Origin of the sequence: Flagellimonas marinaquae, assembly GCF_003992675.1 — a bacterium.
GTDB lineage: Bacteria > Bacteroidota > Bacteroidia > Flavobacteriales > Flavobacteriaceae > Flagellimonas > Flagellimonas marinaquae.
In genome coordinates this window covers 489,030-507,730 of record NZ_RZMZ01000007.1, presented here as the reverse complement: position 1 = coordinate 507,730, position 18,701 = coordinate 489,030, and the positions used below count along the sequence as shown (strand labels likewise).

General features: G+C 44.0%; 15 protein-coding genes. 12 read left to right on the top strand and 3 right to left on the bottom strand.

Features of this window, described 5'->3' with window-relative positions; all coding sequences use genetic code 11:
• The first annotated feature begins 38 nt into the window (after positions 1-38).
• The gene (locus tag EO130_RS05785) at positions 39-4,385 is read left to right on the top strand and encodes a CusA/CzcA family heavy metal efflux RND transporter (RefSeq protein WP_127140568.1); all 4,347 of its coding nucleotides are present in this window, start codon (positions 39-41) and stop codon (positions 4,383-4,385) included.
• Between the two features lie 2 nt (positions 4,386-4,387).
• Entirely contained in the window at positions 4,388-5,512 is a 1,125-nt protein-coding gene (locus EO130_RS05780; RefSeq protein ID WP_127140567.1) for an efflux RND transporter periplasmic adaptor subunit, read from the top strand.
• Position 5,513: 1 nt separating this feature from the next.
• On the opposite strand, the gene EO130_RS05775 is transcribed toward EO130_RS05780, so the two are convergent.
• Both EO130_RS05775 and EO130_RS05770 read right to left on the bottom strand, forming a co-directional pair.
• Positions 5,514-6,335, bottom strand: coding sequence for a ZIP family metal transporter (locus tag EO130_RS05775; protein ID WP_127140566.1), 822 nt, complete (start codon positions 6,333-6,335; stop codon positions 5,514-5,516).
• Positions 6,335-6,991 (bottom strand): metal-dependent transcriptional regulator, encoded by a 657-nt coding sequence (locus EO130_RS05770; protein WP_127140565.1) that lies wholly within the window; start codon positions 6,989-6,991, stop codon positions 6,335-6,337. Before EO130_RS05770 ends, EO130_RS05775 begins: the two co-directional genes overlap by 1 nt.
• A gap of 196 nt (positions 6,992-7,187) precedes the next feature.
• On the opposite strand from EO130_RS05770, the gene EO130_RS05765 reads away from it, so the two are divergent.
• From EO130_RS05765 to EO130_RS05755, 3 genes are read left to right on the top strand one after another with little or no spacing between them, the layout of a single operon-like run.
• Positions 7,188-7,637 (top strand): hypothetical protein, encoded by a 450-nt coding sequence (locus EO130_RS05765; protein WP_127140564.1) that lies wholly within the window; start codon positions 7,188-7,190, stop codon positions 7,635-7,637.
• A 6-nt stretch (positions 7,638-7,643) separates the two neighbouring features.
• Complete coding sequence (locus tag EO130_RS05760) at positions 7,644-8,516, top strand: hypothetical protein (RefSeq protein WP_127140563.1); 873 nt, start codon at positions 7,644-7,646, stop codon at positions 8,514-8,516.
• A gap of 52 nt (positions 8,517-8,568) precedes the next feature.
• A complete protein-coding gene (locus EO130_RS05755; protein ID WP_127140562.1) occupies positions 8,569-9,711 on the top strand; it encodes a lycopene cyclase family protein in 1,143 nt (380 codons plus the stop codon).
• On the opposite strand, the gene EO130_RS05750 is transcribed toward EO130_RS05755, so the two are convergent.
• Positions 9,708-10,691 carry a polyprenyl synthetase family protein gene (locus tag EO130_RS05750; RefSeq protein ID WP_127140561.1) on the bottom strand — a complete coding sequence of 328 codons (984 nt, stop codon included), beginning with the start codon at positions 10,689-10,691 and terminating at the stop codon, positions 9,708-9,710. The genes EO130_RS05755 and EO130_RS05750 overlap by 4 nt on opposite strands.
• 171 nt (positions 10,692-10,862) lie before the next feature.
• Between EO130_RS05750 and EO130_RS05745 the strand changes: the two genes are divergently transcribed.
• From EO130_RS05745 to EO130_RS05720, 7 genes are all read left to right on the top strand, one after another.
• Positions 10,863-11,411, top strand: a complete 549-nt coding sequence (locus EO130_RS05745) for an RNA polymerase sigma factor (protein WP_127140560.1) — start codon at positions 10,863-10,865, stop codon at positions 11,409-11,411.
• Positions 11,401-11,832 (top strand): hypothetical protein, encoded by a 432-nt coding sequence (locus tag EO130_RS05740; protein WP_127140559.1) that lies wholly within the window; start codon positions 11,401-11,403, stop codon positions 11,830-11,832. The genes EO130_RS05745 and EO130_RS05740 overlap by 11 nt, the downstream gene beginning before the upstream one ends.
• Positions 11,810-11,959: a hypothetical protein gene (locus tag EO130_RS15400; RefSeq protein WP_164732879.1), complete on the top strand. Its 150-nt coding sequence runs from the start codon at positions 11,810-11,812 to the stop codon at positions 11,957-11,959. The genes EO130_RS05740 and EO130_RS15400 overlap by 23 nt, the downstream gene beginning before the upstream one ends.
• Positions 11,960-12,049: 90 nt before the next feature.
• On the top strand, positions 12,050-12,655 hold the full coding sequence (locus tag EO130_RS05735) for a TetR/AcrR family transcriptional regulator (protein WP_127140558.1): 606 nt from the start codon (positions 12,050-12,052) through the stop codon (positions 12,653-12,655).
• The gene (locus EO130_RS05730; protein WP_127140557.1) at positions 12,656-13,987 is read left to right on the top strand and encodes a TolC family protein; all 1,332 of its coding nucleotides are present in this window, start codon (positions 12,656-12,658) and stop codon (positions 13,985-13,987) included. It abuts the gene before it with no gap.
• Positions 13,988-14,010: 23 nt separating this feature from the next.
• Entirely contained in the window at positions 14,011-15,195 is a 1,185-nt protein-coding gene (locus EO130_RS05725; protein ID WP_127140556.1) for an efflux RND transporter periplasmic adaptor subunit, read from the top strand.
• A gap of 9 nt (positions 15,196-15,204) precedes the next feature.
• A complete protein-coding gene (locus tag EO130_RS05720) occupies positions 15,205-18,699 on the top strand; it encodes an efflux RND transporter permease subunit (protein WP_127140555.1) in 3,495 nt (1,164 codons plus the stop codon).
• Positions 18,700-18,701: the final 2 nt, after the last annotated feature.

The following is an 18,701-nucleotide window of genomic DNA, read 5'->3' as shown; positions in this document are numbered from 1 at the left end:
TTTATTCCATTTTTAATAATGCTATTATTCTATGAATCATGTTTTCAAAAATTATCAACTTTAGCATACGGAACAAGTTTATTGTTCTTCTTTTTACGGTAGCCATAGCCTTGGTGGGGCTATACTCGCTATCACAAATACCTATCGGGGCCGTTCCCGATGTCACCAACAACCAAGTGCAGGTCATCACTACCTCAAGGAGCCTTTCTACCCAGGATATGGAAAAATTTGTAACCTATCCCGTAGAGTTGGAAATGGCGAACCTTCCTGGCGTTAAGGAAATCCGTTCTGTTTCCAAGTTCGGTCTCTCGGTGGTCACTATCGTCTTTGAGGATGACATGGGCACTTTTTTGCCACGACAGCTCATTGCGGAAAAAATCAAATCTGCATCCAGTCGAATACCCGAAGGCTTTGGAACCCCGGAGATGGGTCCGATCACCACGGGATTAGGAGAAATCTACCAATACATTTTGGATGTAAAACCTAAATATAGGGACCAGTACTCCTCCACGGAGCTGCGCACCATCCAAGATTGGATCGTAAGACGGCAGCTTTCCGGAATTCCAGGAGTGGTCGAGGTGAACACGTGGGGAGGGCACCTCAAACAATACGAAGTGGCCATACAGACGCAAAAATTGAACGCTTTCAATATCACCGCCAGAGAAGTGTTCACTGCCTTGGAAAAAAACAATAGTGTTACCGGCGGTGGCTATATCGAGAAAGTAAACCAAGCCTATTTTATTCGAGGTGAAGGTTTGGTGAGCACCCTGAGCGATATTGAGAACATCGTGGTCACCACAAGGGACGGAATCCCAATTTACATCAAGGATATATCCAAGGTCGGTTTTGGAAGTGCGCCACGTTTTGGGGCGATAACAGGAAATGGGGAGGGCGAAAAGGTCCTCGGGCAAATCATGATGCTAAAAGATGCCGACTCCAAACGTGTTATCGAGGCGGTCAAGGAACGGGTCGCAGCGATATCGAAATCCTTGCCCGAAGGAGTTTACATCAACCCCTTCTTGGATCGTAGTGAACTGATCGGAAGAACAACCTTTACCGTTACGGAAAACTTGGTCTTGGGGTGCTTGATCGTCATTTTTGTGGTCGTATTGCTCCTGGGCAACTGGCGCTCTGGACTGGTGGTCGCCTCGGTTATTCCACTCTGCCTGTTGTTTGCCCTAACCTTGATGAACATTTTTGGGGTGGATGCCAATTTATTGAGTTTGGGAGCCATTGACTTTGGAATCATCATAGATGGTGCCGTAATCATTGTAGAGTACATTGCATTTCAAATAACCCGAAGGCAGGGAGAGCTGGTCAACTTGAGCAAGGACGACACGCAATCCATAAAGGATAAAATAACAGTTGAGGGCGCTACCAAAATGATGAACTCTGCCGTGTTCGGCCAGCTGATCATTTTGATCGTATTCATCCCAATCCTATCATTGAGCGGTGTAGAAGGCAAAATGTTCAAACCTATGGCGTTGACGTTCAGTTTTGCCCTTTTGGGAGCTGTATTGTTTTGCTTTACCTATGTGCCAGTGGCATCAGCACTGTTCTTAAAACCATCCAAGGAGTCCTCCAAAAACATATCCGTCCGTTTGGTAAACTGGATCAATAAGCAGTATGAACCTGTTATAGAATGGGCCATGAAAAGCAAAAAATTAGTGCTTTCCATCGCCGCTGCACTTTTGGTAGGAGCCATAGCCTTGTTCTCTTCCATGGGAGGTGAATTTGTGCCCACTTTGGACGAAGGGGATTTTGTGATTCAACCGGTACTAAAAACCGGGACTTCTTTGGCCAAAACCGTAGAAACGACCACCAAAATCGAAAAAATCCTAATGGAGCAATTTCCCGAGGTAAAACAAGTGGTGAGCCGTATCGGTGCAGCAGAGGTACCCACAGACCCTATGTCAATGGAGGAAAGTGACGTTATCATTTCCTTGAAACCAAAGAGCGAGTGGACCTCTGCAGAAACCAAGGACGAACTGGCCGATAAGTTTAAAGAAGCCCTCTCCATAATCCCAGGGATGGAAGTGGAATTTACCCAGCCCATTGAAATGCGTTTCAACGAATTGATCACAGGGGTACGGGCCGATATTGCCATCAAAATATTTGGGGAGAATCTGGAAACCTTGAGCAAAAAGGCCAACGAAATCAAAGATCTCATCCAAAACGTGGAAGGAGCGTCCGATATCGTCGTAGAAAAAGTGGAAGGTCTTCCCCAGATGAACGTCTCCTTCGATAGAGCCAAAATTGCGCGGCATGGGCTCAACATTGCCGATCTCAATGAAATGATTTCCATGGGTTTTGCCGGAAAGGTAGTAGGCAGCGTTTTCGAGGGGGAACGTCAATTTGATTTAGCTGTTCGCTTGGATTCAGAGAACCGACAAGATATTTCTAACCTGCGGAACCTTTATGTGGACATTCCCAATGGAGGAAAAATCCCGATGAGCGAACTGGCAGAAATTACCTATCAAAAAGGTGCAGCCAAAATCTCCCGTGATGATACCAAAAGACGTATCGTTGTAGGTATCAACGTCAGGAACCGAGATCTTCAATCTGTGGTCGATGATATCCAATTATTGGTTAAGGACAACATCGCTCTGCCCCCAGGCTATCTTATTACCTATGGCGGACAGTTCGAAAACCTCCAAAATGCCAAGTCCCGATTGATGGTTGCCGTGCCCATTGCTCTATTACTCATCTTTATTATGCTCTATTTTGCCTTTGGATCGGTCAAGGAAGCTTTACTTATTTTTTCCGCCATCCCGCTATCAGCGGTAGGTGGGGTACTCTTGCTTTGGTTACGCGATATGCCCTTCAGTATTTCGGCCGGGGTAGGCTTTATTGCCCTTTTTGGTATTGCCGTACTCAACGGCATCGTACTCATCGAACATTTCAAGGAACTCAAGGGAAAGGACTTTGATTCTATGGAAGATTTGATCAAACAGGGTACCAAGGACAGGCTTCGTGCGGTTTTATTGACTGCTTCGGCGGCAGCATTGGGCTTTTTGCCCATGGCCGTATCCACCAATGCGGGTGCCGAGGTACAGCGACCCTTGGCTACCGTGGTCATCGGTGGATTGGTAACGGCAACTATGCTCACCTTGGTCGTACTGCCTGTTTTATACGCTTATTCACATCACATAAAATTCCGTGGAATAAGAAAAAGAAGAAGTATGGGTAAATTGAACAAAAATACGCTAACCGCGTTATTGCTTCTGGTCAGCATTTCAGGTTTTTCGCAGACCCAATTGAATTTGGAAGACTTGATGGCCCTATCGTTGGAGCATAACAAGGGTATCCAAGCCCGCTCCTTAATGGTAGAGCAAGCGGAAACGCTTAAGGGAACCGCTTTTGAGTTTGACAAAACGGATATTTACTATCAATATGATGAGAACAACTTGGCTATTAACAATCAGCCTATACGGGTGTTTGGGGTACAACAGCAATTTGAATTCCCTACCGTTTACGGAGCCAAGAATAGGCTTCAGAAATCGAACTATGAGCTACAGAGATCATCGTTTGAAATTCAAAAGAAGCAATTGTACCAGGCCCTGAGCAATGCATATTACCGATACCAGACCTTACACCAAAAAGCAAAGCTTTACCGGACACTGGACAGTGTTTATAGTAGGTTTGCACATGCTGCCGACAGACGTTTTGAACTTGGCGAGACCAACTATCTGGAAAAGGTGACGGCCACGGCCAAACAACGACAGATTGTAAACACCTATGCCAAGATAAATCAGCAGCTGTTGACCACCTACGGTCAGATTGCAAGTCTGGTCCAGACAGAAGACAGTTTGCAAATAGCGACCGAAATGCCAGAAAAGCTTGCCGTGGTCAATATGCAAGGGATGATGCCAACGGAAACTTCTTTTTTGGACAATCGCCAACAGCTGAGCAATGCCCAAAAAAGCTTAGAGGAAAACCGATTGCTGCCCGATCTCAACTTGGAATATTTTCAAGGAACCAACAGCGGTCTGGGTACATCCCTTTACGGTCTTCAAGTGGGGGTACGCGTTCCCATTTTCTTCTTTGGGCACAGTAGTAAGGTGAAATCGTCCAAAATTCAAACTAAGATTACGGAAATGGAAAATACGGAGATTAGCGTAGCCATGGACCAGCGATATAAAACGCTGATGGGTCAATTGGAACAACAGGCCAAGGAGCTCTCCTATTATGAGGACGAAGGCGGTCTACTTTCCGATCAAATTTTGAAAGCGGCCACGGGAAACTTTCAAAATGGAGAAATCGACTTTTTCCAATACATCCAAAGTTTGGAAAATGCTTACGAAATCCAACTCAATTATTTGGATGTGCTCAACCAGTACAACCAAACTGTAATCGCTATTAATTATTTGACCATAACATTATAACAATGAAACATATATTTCAAATATCTGCTGCACTCCTTTTGATGGTGAGCTGCGGTAATAAAAACAGTGAAGCATCTAGTGCTGAAGAACAAGGAGAAGAAACAGGAATCGTGGTCACACAAGACCAATTCGATACCAATAATCTGATGATCGGCACCTTAGAGAAAAGAACCTTTCCCAAAATCATAGAGACCTCTGGAATGATCGACGTTCCTCCAGAAAACAGGGCCAGTATTACGGCATTTATGGGAGGATTTGTAAAGCAGACTTCCCTTTTGGTAGGCGATCGAGTAAAAGAAGGTCAACTTTTGGTGGTTTTGGAAAACCAAGAGTTTGTGCAGATGCAACAGGATTATCTCGAAATTTTCAACCAGTTGGATTTCTTAAAAGCTGAATTTGAAAGAAACCAAACACTGTTTGAAGAGAAAATTGCCTCTCAAAAGAACTTTCTTCAGGCCAAGAGCAATTATGATACAGCCAAAGCAAGATATCAAGGGTTAAAGGAACAATTACAGATGCTCAATATTTCCCCTAGCGCTGTGGAGCAGGGAAAAATCTCATCACAGGCTGCCATTTATGCCCCTATTACAGGAAGTATCACCAAAATGAACGTGGCCAAGGGAAGTTATGTCTCCCCTGCTACAGAAATATTGGAAATTGTAAACAATGATCACATTCACCTAGAGCTAACTGTTTTTGAGAAAGACATTTTGAAGGTGAAGAAAGGACAAAAGATCCTGTTCAAGATTCCCGAGGCGTCCGAGACAAGTTTTAATGCGGAGGTATACTTGGTGGGAACATCGATTGACAGCGATAAGCGAACCATAAAGGTGCACGGGCATTTGGAGCACGAAGAGGATACCAACTTTTTGCCAGGGATGTTTGTGGATGCCATGATCATGACCGATACGGTACAAACATGGGCATTGCCCGAAGAAGCGGTAATCGAATCTGAAGGAAACCATTACGTCCTAAAATTAATCAAGAAAGAAGATGGCTATACCTTTGAACGCATCCCCGTAGCTCAGGGAAATTCGTATGATGGTTATTCGGAAATCATTTCGGAACAACTAACCGAATCCGACGAATTTTTGATCAAAGGTGTATTCGATTTGATTGGGGGATAGTTTACCCCAATCCTACATCCAAGGTCATCATAATAATAAATCCACCGATAAAACCCATAGTGGCGATATCGGTGTATTTGTCCTGTTGCGTTTCTGGGATTACCTCTTCAACCACTACAAAAATCATGGCTCCTGCGGCAAATGCAAGGGCATAGGGCAAAATGGGTTCAAAGGTCAATACGGCCCAAGCGCCCAGTACACCGGCAATAGGTTCCACAATGGCGGATGCCTGACCATACATCCAACTTTTTCTGCGGCTGAGTCCATGCCTGCGCATTGGCACCGCAACGGCAAAGCCTTCCGGAAAGTTTTGCAGCCCAATACCCAAAGCCAAGGCCACGGCACCGCCAATGGTAGCGCCTTCAAAGCCGGAGGCTACACCCCCAAAAAGGACACCTACGGCCAATCCTTCGGGAATATTGTGCAGGGTAATGGCCAAAACCAGGAGTGTAGTGCGGTGCCAAGGTGTTTTGACCCCTTCTGCTTCGTCCATTTTAAAATTGATATGGATATGGGGCAGAATTTTATCCAGTCCAAAAATAAAGGCTGCGCCCAATAAAAATCCAACAGCCGCTGGTATGACCTTGACAAAGCCTTCCCCTTCGCTCATCTCAATGCCCGGTGCCAATAGGCTCCAGAAACTGGCGGCGACCATAACGCCACCGGTAAAGCCCAACATGCCATCCATTAGGGCCCTTTTTGGACTTTTAAACAAAAACACAAGACCTGCCCCAGCCGCGGTCAATCCCCAAGTGAACAAGGTGGCATAAAGCGCTGCCAAAATAGGGTCGATACCTTCAAAATAATCGATTACTGCTTCCATTAGCTATTCTTTTTCACAAATAAGTTTGATGCAATTTGATGGGATATCCGCATTTCATTCCCCTCCATTCGTATCCGAAGGGAATTGTCAAAATCCTCTTTATCCAAAATCTGGATGGTATTACCCAAAGCGATGTTGTTCTTGTCCAAAAACTTGAGAAAGGGAACCGAAGAATCCTTCACTCCAACGCACACCCCTTTGGAGTTGATGGGCATTTCGCTGAGCAATTTCTCATCTCGCTCCTGAAACTTCCCATCCTTGGTGGGAATGGGGTCACCATGAGGGTCATACTTGGGAAAATCCAAGAGTTCATCTATTTTGTCTATCAGCTTTTCACTTTTGATGTGTTCCAATTGCTCGGCCACTTCGTGTACCTCATCCCAAGTAAAATCGAGCTTCTTGACCAAAAAAACTTCCCACAAACGGTGCTTACGGATAATGGACAATGCTGTCTGTACCCCAGCCTCGGTCAACGAAACGCCTTGGTAGCGCACATAGTCCACCAACCCTTTCTCGGACAATTTCTTGGCCATATCCGTGACGGACGAGGGTTTGGTTTCCATCTGTTCCGCTATAGCATTGGTGGTAATGGATTTGGAATCTCCGCCACCCAAATGAAAAATGGCTTTTAAATAATTTTCCTCTGATCGCGTCATCAAAAATGTTTTTTCAAAAATACATTTTTATTTAACAAAATTTATTTTTCGTTTTGTCTAAATTAAATGACGGGCATTGGACACTGTTCCCTAACCCTAAAGGATCATTCTCTACGAAAGTAACTTCTTAGTATGCTTTTAAGAGTCCCTGAACAAAAAATAGAATAGTTATCTTGTAAAGGCTTAATTTTAAAAAATGCCTAAGTCCCAACCGTACTTTTTTGCCTGTTTGGCGATTATTATCATTGTCATAACACTCTTGATAAGCGGCTCCTCCATTTTGACCGTCCCGATTTATGAAGGGAGTTCCATTCCGATGGGAACCCCAATTACGTGGATGGGCCTAATTGCATTGCCCTTGACGATTTATTTTGGCGTGAAAAAGTTTAGAGATCATAACACAACATACAAACTCCTCAACCAACTTCTTAAGTTTTCCGTAGGTTTTGCAGTTCTTTGGGTACCCATATCGTATTTACTTTCTGGGAATTTATCGTTTTCATTTTCGGGAACGGCGACTGGTTTTCAGGGAGGCCAACTGGCCATGAAATTATTCTGGGGATACACTTACGGAATCGCTATTTTGCCCATGATATTATTAATCATACATTGGTTTTTGAAATTGATAAATACAATTAGAAAATAATATCGAATGAAGATTCATTTCCTATCCATTGTGGTAATCCTGTTTTCCCATTTTACAGGTTTAGGGCAAACTGAAAGAATTGAAAAACAGCTTATGGATTGCTACTATCAATCTTATGCCGATGACGGAGAGGGCTACAAACAATTATTGTTTGATTATCAAAATCTTCTGATTCGAGAGGGGTTCTTGATTGACGAAAGTGGAAAAAGCTATATCCAGTTGCTAAAAGGAATGGTTAATGGGACACATCCCAAAAAGGAACCGTCCAAGCTATTCTGTTTAGAGAGTCAAAAATTAAGAGGATATGATCCTCAAAAGACTATAGTTTGCAATCAGATCAAAAGTGCTGATTCAACAAATTACAATAAGTCAATAGTAAAACAGATAGAACAATTTGCTTTTGATTCTCCGAAATCCTTAGCCAGAAAGATGTTGGAATTATTATCCAAAGAAGATTTTACCCTAGATTATTACAAAAGACTGTCCTTTCTAGTCTTTTGCATGGTTGATACCCAAGCGGGAATAAACGAGGATTTCCAAGAAGTCAAAGATTACGACCCAGACAAGGCATTGCATATAACGATCACTGAAAAAGATGAAGTCTATGTTGGTCACAATCAAGTTTCAAAAGAAAAATTAGCCAGCTACATTGAACAACACGCTTTAAGAAACAAATCCGAGGCAACATTTGTGGTAGCCTATAGTGGTAAGACAACATATTCTGTTTACAGGAACACGATAGATATCGTTTATAATACAGTTAATGATTTAAGAGAAAAGCTTTCGCTAGAAAAATTTGGTGCCAGTTTTGAAGACTTGGATGATAGCCTTAGAAAACAAATAACAGCAATCTATCCTTTAATAATCGTAGAGGAATAATTGGAGTAAAAGAAAAAGTTATTCGAACTTTCAATTGCCTATTTTTGACAACATGCCCAACTACGACTACATCATCATAGGTGCGGGAGCCGCTGGTCTCCTTTTGGCGGATACCTTAGGAAAGGACCCTTTCTTTGCCTCCAAATCCATTTTGGTGTTGGATAAGGACGATAAATCCAAAAACGACCGCACTTGGTGCTTTTGGGAACGGGGCATCGGTCGATTTGACGACTTAATTCACAAAACTTGGAACCACATTTATGTGGGTGGCCAAAAGTTCCAACAATCCACATCCATTGCCCCCTATACCTATAAAATGCTGCGGGGGATTGATTTCTACGATCACTTTGTCCCAAGAGTAAAAGCCTACCCCAACGTCACTTGGATACAGGAAGAAGTGCAACAATTCGAAGAGCACGAACATGAGGTTGTTGTGACCACAGTTACACAAGAATTTACAGGACAAACGGTATTTTCCAGTCTGTACGACCCTTCCCTGCCGCTAAAACAATCCATATTCCCAGTTCTGCAACAACATTTTTTGGGATGGCATATAAAAACAGACCGGTCGGTTTTTAACCAGAGTGAAGCGACCTTCATGGATTTTTCAGTGCCCCAAAAGGGCAACACTCGATTTATGTACACCCTCCCCTTTTCGGAAACAGAAGCCCTGTTGGAATACACACTCTTCTCCGAGCATCTATTGGAAAAAAACGAGTATGAGGAAGCGATCAAGGCCTACATCGCCCAAAATTTTGGCGACATAGCCTACTCCGTTCAAGACACCGAATTTGGAAGTATCCCGATGACTTGCTATCCGTTTCATCAACATAATTCAGAGCAGATTTTTCATATCGGGATTGCCGGTGGATGGGCCAAACCCAGTACAGGATATACGTTTTACAACACCGCTAGGCAAGTACCCCAACTGGTTGCGTATCTCAAAACAGGAAGACCGTTGACCCAATATCACCAAAATAGCCGGTTCTTGTACTATGACATGTTACTATTGGACATTTTGTACAAAAAGAATCACTTGGGGCATGATATTTTTGAATCCATGTTCAAAAAAAGAAAAGCTTCATTGATATTGAAGTTTCTAGAAAATGAGACTAATGTTTGGGAAGAACTCCAAATGGTGACAGCTCCCAAACCCATGCCTTTCATCAAAGCCTTGCTCCATCGGCTTTTCTAAACCGTGCGCTCCATCAAACTTTGGCCGAACTGTTTCAACAACGCCTTATTTTTGTCAGGCAGTCCTGTTTCTGACAAAGCGTCAAATGCTTTTTGGGTGAAATCCTGTATCGCTTTTTTGGTTTCATCCACAGCTCCACTTTCCTTAAAAATGGTCTTAACGGCGGCTACTTTGGCCGTGGAATCGTCAGGTTTGATGGAATACAAATGCACTAGCCCTTCCTGATTGTCTTTAGAGGCGTTTTCGAGGGATTTGAGGTACAGATAGGTCTTTTTGTTCTCCATAATATCGCCCCCTACCTGCTTGCCAAAGGTTTTTGGGTCGCCAAAGGCATCCAAATAATCGTCCTGCAATTGAAAAGCAATACCCAGATTCCGGCCAAATTCGTAAATGGCATCGGCATCCTTTTGAGAAGCTTTTGCCACAATAGCACCCATCTTCATGGCAGCTGCCACGAGTACGGAGGTTTTGTATTCAATCATTTTTAGGTACTCGGGGATGGTCACATCGTCCCGGGTCTCAAAATCGACATCGTACTGTTGACCCTCACATACCTCAAGGGCGGTTTTACTAAATAGTTTGGTGAGTTCAGCGTACGTTTCAGGCGCGTAGCTTTCGAAACATTGATAGGAAAGTATCAACATGGCGTCCCCGGATAGAATTCCAGTATTCACATCCCACTTTTCGTGTACTGTGACCTTCCCTCTACGCAATGGGGCATCGTCCATAATATCGTCATGCACCAACGAAAAATTATGGAACATTTCCACGGCAAGAGCCGCATCCATGGCATCCTCAATTTTTCCGCCAAAGGCCTCGGCCGTCATCAAGGTGAGTATGGGCCGCATTCGTTTGCCCCCCAATCCCAAAATATACTGTACGGGTTCGTATAGGTTTTTGGGTTCCGCCAATTGGGTTCTTTCTTTGAGATACGTAACAAACTGCTCCCTGTACTGACTAATGATATCGATTTCTGACATGGAATCAAAAATACGTTCAAATATTGAAATTGAGAATGGCCCTCTTTCAAAATTAGAGTTGACCCATCCCAATATTCTAATTATGAGGTTTTTGAAAAAATTTTTCAAAAAAACTGCAATAGAATTCTTTTTACCCGTCTCTATAAGTGAAGTGCAACCTGAAGTAACCGAATGGCAGCCAAAACCGATAACCATAACAACCTGACCAACTTCTTTACGGAGGAGTATGGCTCGTTACGGTCGTATGTGCAGTCGAAGATCAGGGACACATCGGAACGGGATGCCGAGGATATAGTGCAGGATGTTGCGTTACGCATATTTTCGAGGTCAGATGATGCCATTCCCATCAATAACGTGGGTGGATTTGTGTACAACGCCATTCGCAACAGGATCATAGACATTATGCGGGGAAGGAAGGAAAAAAAACTGCCCAGTGAGCACATCGAACAACAATGGCGGGAGTTTGCGGAGTTTTTTTATGGTGATGCGGACAATAGTTACTCTCCCGAAATGGAGCAGGCCCTAAAAAAAGCGGTACAGGACCTAAAACCTCCCTACCGGGATATCGTCATTGCCATAGATTTTGAAGGATACCATTACAAAGAAATAGCAGAAAAAACAGGAATACCGGCAGGCACACTAATGTCCAGAAGACACCGCGCCATGTCGGAACTATCAAAAAAATTGGAAAACTTAAAAGAAATGAGTCATGGAACATAAAAAAGAATTCGAGAAAGCTGTAGAAAAAAAGGTAGAGAACACGGTAAAAAAAGTAATTAAGGTCATAGCCATGGTCATCTTGGGGATTTTGGTCTTCCTCTTGGCCAATTATCTGCTCATGCGCCTTTGGAACTGGCTCATGCCCGATCTATTCGGAGTTGGAACCGTCTCCTATTGGCAGGCACTGGGAATATTTGTTTTGGCCAAATTGTTGTTTGGCTTTGGTGGCGGTGGTGGAAAAAGCAAGGGCGGCAGTCACAAAAAGAAACTGAGGTCGTCCAACAAATGTGGTTCATGGAGACGGGATTTTGATGAATGGAAACACTACGATCAATTTTGGAAAGAAGAGGGCGAAGAAGCCTTCAAAGCATATGTACAAAAAATCAAAAACGACAATCATGATGAATCAAAAGAAGAATAGTCCCAGAAAAAAGTACCTGTATCCATTGCGTCCATTCTTTTGGCGGTTGGGCACCTCCATAGAAAAGGAATCCCACCAAAAAACAGCGGTGGTTCCTGTGTTTGCCCAAGGCAAAAAACGTAGTTAAAACAAATAATCAATCCTTCGTTAAAAAATTGTAAAACCATGGAAACTTTTTTTGTTTTTAAAGTTTCCATGGTTACATTTGCGCCCGATTATGAGGGAGACTATTATACAGAAAGCAACCGAAATGTTCTTAAATCTAGGCTTTAAGAGCATCACCATGGACGATTTGGCCCATGAGATGGGGATATCCAAAAAGACCATCTATTCACATTTTAAAAACAAAACGGAACTGGTGGAAGAATCTACCATGACCATGTGTGATTTTATCACTTGCGGAATCGACAACATTGTAGAACTGAAAAAAAATCCTATTGAAGAACTGTATGAGATCAAAAGATTTGTAATGGTGCACTTAAAGGATGAGAAGTCCTCACCCTTGTACCAATTGCAAAAATATTACCCAAAAATCCATGCAACCCTTAAGGAGAGGCAATACAGTTCCATGCATGGCTGCGTTATCGAAAATGTGAAGCGAGGCATGCAAATGGGCATCTACCGCGACAACCTCAACGTGGAATTTGTTTCCAGAATTTATTTCTCCGGGGTCATGAGCATTAAGGATAACAACCTTTTCCCCACCAAGATATTTAACAAGGTAGAACTACTGGATTACTATCTGGAATATCATCTAAGGGGCATCGTAACACCCAAAGGAAGACAAATACTCAACTCAATCATCAATTCAAATCAAGAATAAATGCGACAAACACTAATCACCTTACTATTCATATTGCCCTGGTTGGCTTCCGCTCAGGATTCCATACCCAGCTTTAGCTTGGGTCAGGCTATCACCTATGCACTGGAGCACAATTACACCGCCCAAAATGCAGAGAGAGATATACTGGATGCCCAAAAGCAAAAATGGGAAACCATTGCTTCGGGACTTCCGCAGATCAACGGAGGGGTAAGCTACCAAAATCAGTTAAAGCAACCTGTGGCCCAGATTCCGGCCGAATTTTTTGGTGGAGAGCCAGGCACCTTTCAGGAAGTGGTCTTCGGACAGCCACAATCCATGACAGCTACGGCAACCTTGACCCAGCAGATTTTTGACGGATCCTACATCGTGGGCGTTCAGGCTACCAAGACCTTTTTGGATTATAGTCAAAACAACAAGGAAAAAACCGAATTGGATGTACGTAAATCGGTGGTAGAAGCCTACGGCAATGTGCTCTTGGCGCAAGAAAGTGTGTTGATTTCCGAAAAGAACAAAGCCACTTTGGAGGAAAACCTCTACGAGACCAAACGTATTTACGAGAACGGCCTTGGAGATGAAGAGAGTGTGGACCAATTGCAGATCACATTGTCTTCCGTTGAGAATCAACTTAAGAATGCCCGTAGGATGGAGAAAATCACACGGCAAATGTTGAACCTGGTACTTGGACTCCCTATTGACGCCCCAACAGTGTTGACCGAAAATTTGGATGACCTTACCCAGAAGCAAATCGATTTGGGATTGATAGAATCTGAATTCAACATTGAAAAAAACGTGGACTTTAAAATGGCCGCCAACCTCAATGAACAGCGTTTCCTTGAGTTGAAATTGGCCAAGAGTAGAGCACTTCCAACCTTGAACGCTTTTGTCAACTATGGTGGAAACTCCTTTAGCGATCGTTTCAACTTTTTTAGCAGCGGCCAACAGTGGTTCGGTTCCTCTATTTTAGGGGTAGACCTCAACATTCCCATTTTTAGTTCGTTGCAACGAAGCGCCAGCACCCAACGTGCCAAAATTGCGTTGGAAAAAGCCAAGACCCAGTTTACGGAGACCCAATCTCGGATTCGCCTTCAGCTCGAAACGGCCAAGAGCGATTATATCCTGGCCATTGAGCAATATGGCACTTCCAAAGACAACCTGGACCTTGCAGAACGCATCGAAAAAAAGAACCAGATCAAATATTCCGAAGGTTTGGCCACTAGTTTTGAGTTGAGACAGGCACAGACCCAGCTATACACAAGTCAACAAGAATATCTACAATCCATGGTCGACGTAATCAACAAAAAAACGGCGTTGGAAAACATTATAAATCAATAAACAAAGGAGAAAACCATTCCATCATGAAGAAAGCAATATATATCACAATAACCGCCTTGATCCTGGCTTCGTGCGGAAGCGGGAGCAGCAATTCCGTAGAAAACGTAATAGCCAGCAAAGACGTGGAAGCCATTCGCGCCAAGCGTAATTCGGTTACCGAAGAATTAAAGGCCTTGGAAGCACAGGTAAAACAATTGGACGAGGCCATTGGCGAACTGGACGACAATTCCAAATTGCCGTTGGTTTCCGCACTTACCGTAGCGCCGCAAAAGTTCCAGCACTTTTTGGAATTGCAAGGAGATGTGATGACCGACCAAAACGTTTTGGTATACCCAGAAATGGCCGGAACCCTCTATCGCGTTTATGTTAAGGAAGGACAGCAAGTATCCAAAGGTCAACTCTTAGCCTCCATTGATGATGGCGGACTTTCCAGCCAATTGGCACAATTGAGGACCCAGGCAGAGCTGGCGAAGACTACTTTTGAGCGTCAAAAAAGGCTTTGGGAACAGAATATTGGTTCGGAAATACAGTACCTACAGGCCAAAACCCAGTACGAAGCCCAACAGAGCGCCGTGAAACAATTGGAAAGCCAAGTGGGGAAATCTTCCATACGTGCCCCCTTCTCGGGAATTGTTGACAACATTATCAAAGACCAAGGTACCGTAGTAAGCCCGGGGCCGGGGTCGGAGGTTTTCCGTATTGTCAACCTATCCGATATGTACATTGATGTGGAAGTACCCGAAAGTCATTTACCCAATGTGACCGTAGGTAAGGAGGCAGAAGTCTATTTTCCGGTATTGGGCGAGAGCATTACCACTCAGGTGCGTCAAACGGGAAACTTTATCAATCCCAGCAACCGTTCCTTTAGCGTAGAGATTCCTGTACCCAACAAGAACGGAAAAGTAAAACCCAATTTGACGGCCAAGGTAAAAATCAACGACTACACCAATGAGAACGCGATTCTAATTCCACAAAGTGTGGTATCGGAAAACGCGGAAGGAGAACAATATGTGTACCTGATTAGCGAGGAAAACGGAGAAATAATGGCCAAAAAATCAATCATTACCCCTGGAAAGACCCAAGGTGATTATTTGGAAGTGCTCGAAGGAATATCATCAGGGAGTCAAGTCATCGTGGAAGGAGCCCGAAGGGTACGAGATGGACAAAAAGTTCAGGTAATCGATTCAACCACAACTGCCAAAAACTAATTCAGCAAAATGAAAAAAGCCGAAAAAAACGCAAATAAGGAATTTCGACTGTCATCATGGGCCATAGACAACCCTTCTGTGATTTATGTGATGATCGGTCTGTTCTTCATCATAGGGCTATCCTCCTATTTTTCCATGCCTAGGGAAGATTTCCCAGAGGTGGAAGAGACCAAAATTTATGTAAGCACAATTTATCCCGGGAATACGGCCGAGGACATGGAACGACTGATTACCGATCCCTTGGAAGATGTACTGAAAAACATCAGTAATGTGGTCGAGATCACCTCCACTTCCCAAGAGGATTATTCCATGATTGTTGTGGAGTTTGATGAAGAAATTGCCGTGGAAACCGCGAAGCAAAAAGTAAAGGACGAAGTGGACTCAGAAAAGGCCGGTGAAGATTGGCCTATTTTTAATGGGGCCAAAGTGGAACCCAACGTATTCGACCTCAACCTCGCCGAGTCGTTTCCTATCATGAACGTGAACCTTACTGGGGACTATCCTGTTGAAAAACTAAAGGAGTTCGCCGAATATTTGGAAGACGAGATAGAAGACCTCCCACAGATCAAAGAGGTCGACATTAGGGGAGCCCAAGAAAAAGAAGTCGAAGTAGCTGTGGATGTCTATAAAATGATGGCATCCCGTGTGAGTTTTGATGATATTATCCAAGCCATTGCCAATGGCAACATGACCATGTCGGCCGGTAACTTGATTACCAGCGGCCAACGAAGGACCATTCGTATTCTGGGTGAAATTGAAAACCCATCGGAACTGGAAAACTTTGTGGTTAAATCGGAGAACGGGGCAATTTACCTGCGCGATATTGCAACGGTTACTTTCTCGGAAGAAGACAAAACCACATACGCCCGTGAACATGGCAGTCCAGTAGTGATGTTGGATATCAAGAAACGTTCTGGCAAAAATACCATCGAGGCCGCGGACCTCATCCGTGGTCTTGTGGATGAAGCCAGGGAAAACTACTATCCCAAAGATCTTACGGTAAGCATTGCCAACGATTCGTCCAGCAGAACCTTGAACCAAGTGGACGACTTGGTCAACAACATTATCTTCGGGATTATACTTGTGGTGACCGTTTTGATGTTCTTTTTGGGATTCCGAAACGCACTCTTCGTAGGTTTCGCGATACCTATGTCCATGTTCATGTCCTTCATGATTTTGTCTGCAATGGGCTACACGCTCAATACAATGATCCTGTTTGGTTTGATTATGGGATTGGGTATGCTGGTGGATAATGGTGTAGTGGTAGTCGAAAACGTATACCGACTCATGGAACAAGAAGGTATGTCCCGTAAAGAAGCTGCCAAAAAAGGGATTGGAGAAATTGCCATCCCTATCATCATTTCCACCGCAACCACAGTGGCCGCCTTTGTCCCGCTGGGCACATGGCCGGGCATTATGGGAGAATTTATGATCTTCTTCCCGATTACGCTCTCTGTGGTTTTGGGTTCCTCCTTGTTTGTGGCCATTTTTATGAACTCCATGCTTGTTTCCCAGTTTATGCAAATCGGGGAAAAAGAGCTTACGAGAAAACAATTGATTCGATTGAGCATCATTTTGGGCGGATTTGGGCTGTTCATCTACTTTGTGGGCGGACAAGTTCGGGGTCTTGGCACCCTAATGATCGTGGTGGCCGGCATGTTCTGGATCTATAAATACTTCCTGAAACCCTCGGCACGCCGTTTCCAGACCAAAAGTTTGGTGCGATTGGAAAACTTTTATGAGGGTCAACTGAAAAAGGCCCTAAAAGGGAAAAATGTCTATTGGTATTTTGGGCTCACCTCCCTTCTTTTGGTCCTTTCGTTTGTGTTCTTCGGGATGTCCCTGCAAACACAGCGAACCAAAGTGGAGTTCTTCCCGGACAATACCCCGAATGAAATTTATGTGTACATCGAGTATCCGCAGGGAACCGATATCGATAAGACCAATGCCATTACAAAGGATATTGAAAGTAGGGTCTACGGTGTCACGGACAGAAGTAAATACAACGATGGTGATTTCAACTATTTGGTACAATCCAGTGTATCCCAAGTAGGTAAAGGAGCGGAAAATCCTTTTACAGAGGGAGGGTCTGCTGCAGAGATGCCGCATCGTGGTAAGATCACCTTGTCCATGCGGGAGTTTAAATACCGCAATGGATTGGATACGGAACAACTTCGGCAGCAGATTCAGGATACCTTGACCGGCGTGTACCCCGGGGTAACCATTTCTGTGGAAAAAGATGCCGTAGGACCACCCGCAGGATATCCCATCAACATAGAGATTGAAGGCCAAAACTATGACACCTTGATCAACACGGCCGAACGGATGCGAAATTACATCAACAGCAAGAACATTGCTGGAATCGAGGAGCTAAAGGTCGATGTAAACAAGGGTAAGCCTGGAATGCAAGTAGTAGTGAACCGTGAAAAGGCCGGCGAACTTGGAGTTTCCGTAGGGCAAGTGGGACAACAATTGCGCAGGTCCATTTTTGGAGACAAAGCTGGAATTTATAAAAAGGATGGCGAAGACTACAATATCAATGTGCGCTTCAATGAAGACATTAGGTACAACACCAGCGCTTTGTTCAACCAGAAAATTATCTTTAGGGATCCTTCCAATGGACAAATCAAGGAAATTCCCGTATCTGCCGTAGCGGACCAAAAAAACACCTCTTCCTTTAGTGCCATCAAGCACGTGGACACGAAAAGGGTGGTAACGGTTTACTCGGCATTGAAACCTGGCTTTACAGATGCTGCGGCCATTGTAGCGGAAATACAGGAAGAAATGCAGGAGTTCAAAGGACTGCCCGAGGGAGTTAAAATTGATTATACAGGACAAATCGAGGAGCAAGAGAAACAGATGGCATTCCTTATGAGCGCATTCTTTTTGGGCTTAGGCTTGATCATGTTGCTTTTGATTTTCCAATTTGGCGGGATTTCCAAACCTGCCATAATCATGATGGCGATTTTCTTGAGTTTCATCGGCGTATTTGGCGGTCTCATAGTCACGGGATGGCCCTTTGTAATCATGATGACCATGATGGGAATTATCTCTTTGGCAGGGATTGTGGTAAACAATGGTGTGGTCCTCTTGGATTATACCCAAATCTTGATTGACCGTAAAAAAGTGAAACTTGGCATTTCCGACGACGATTTATTGAGTCGGGAGGATGTGACCGAAGCCATAATTACTGGAGGGAAAGCCCGTTTGCGTCCTGTATTGCTAACTGCCATTACCACGGTATTGGGCCTTATTCCATTGGCCATCGGATTGAACATCAACTTTGTCAGTCTCTTTTCAGATTTTGACCCTCAAATTTACATGGGAGGTGACAATGTGATTTTCTGGGGACCTTTGGCATGGACCGTGATTTTTGGTCTGGTAGTAGCTACCTTCCTCACACTGATTATTGTACCGGTATTGTTCAATATCTCGTACAGGCTTAAGATCAGAATCCGCCGGTGGACCTCCAAACATGAAACACCCGAGGTGGTAACGGAATAAAT